At 70.3% G+C, this 1,143-nt stretch carries 1 protein-coding gene; it reads right to left on the bottom strand.

Features of this window, described 5'->3' with window-relative positions; translation table 11 throughout:
* Positions 1-24: 24 nt before the first annotated feature.
* Positions 25-1,143 (bottom strand): amidohydrolase family protein (locus U9980_RS19115; RefSeq protein WP_322769174.1); only part of this gene is annotated, 1,119 nt, incomplete at its 5' end.

Here is a 1,143-nt window from a genome sequence, read left to right as displayed (position 1 = left end):
TGGCCGCGGGCGGCCCCGTCCAGGTCATCCGACGGGCAGCTCCGCCATCTCCCAGCCGAAGAGACGCTCGGCGTTGCGGTGGGTGATGGCGGCCCGGTCTTCGGCGGACACGCCCGCGAACAGCTCCGTCACGATCTTCTGGATGTGGGGGTAGGGCGTGTCCGCGTGGGGGAAGTCGGCCTCCCAGACGATGCGATCGACGCCGACCTGACCGCGCTGCTCCAGGCCCCACGGCTCCTCGATCATGCAGAAGGTGAAGTTACGCCTGAACACCTCGCTGGGCAGGACGTCGTTCGGCAGATGCGACCAGTAGCGGTGGCGCTCCCACTGGCGGTCCGCTCGCTCGAGCGCCGCGGGCACCCACCCGACGCCGCCCTCGGACCACACGATCTGCACGTCCGGGAACTTCGCGAAGACCGGGCTCATCGAGATGTCGACCGCGCAGACCCACGAGGCGACGGCCATCGTCGCGATCGGCACCGCGAAGGACGAGTCGGCAGAGCCCATGTAGAGCTGGCCGCTGGAGCCGATGTGCATGCACGCCGGCACCCCGGTCTCGGTGACTGCCTGCCACAGCGGGTCCCAGTCGGCCTGCCAGTAGGACGGGAGGCCGAGCGGGGCGGGGTTCTCCGGCAGGCAGATCGCCCTGGCACCGTTCGCGACACAGCGGCGCAGCTCGGCAGCGGCGGCCTGCGGGTCCCATAGGGGCGCGATCGTCATGGGGACGTAGAGCCCGCGCGGACCGGCGGGGCACCACTCGTCGAGGACGAAGTCGTTCCAGGCCCGGACGCAGGCGGCGGCCAGCTCCTTGTCCTTGAAGGACGCGAACAGGGCGCCACCGAACCTGGGCAGAGACGGGAAGGCGACCGAGGCGCAGACGCCCTGCGACAGGAGTTCCCGAGCGCGGGCCACCGGGTCATAACACGCGGGGATCATGTCCTCGAAACGCTTGGGCTCCAGCCCCCAGGTCTCGATCGGCTTGCCGGCGACGGCGTTGAGGCCCATGGTCGCCTCGCGGGTGTCCTCGTAGGTCCAGTACTGCGTACCGTCGGGCTCCTCGCGCACCTGGGGCGCGGTGGCCTTGAACTTCTCCGGGACCCGGTCCTGCCACACACCGGGCGGCTCGATGATGTGGTCGTCGAC

Source organism: Protofrankia sp. Cr1, from assembly GCF_963555865.1.
Classification (GTDB): Bacteria; Actinomycetota; Actinomycetes; order Frankiales; family Frankiaceae; genus Protofrankia.
This window is presented reverse-complemented; position numbering and strand designations above follow the sequence as displayed.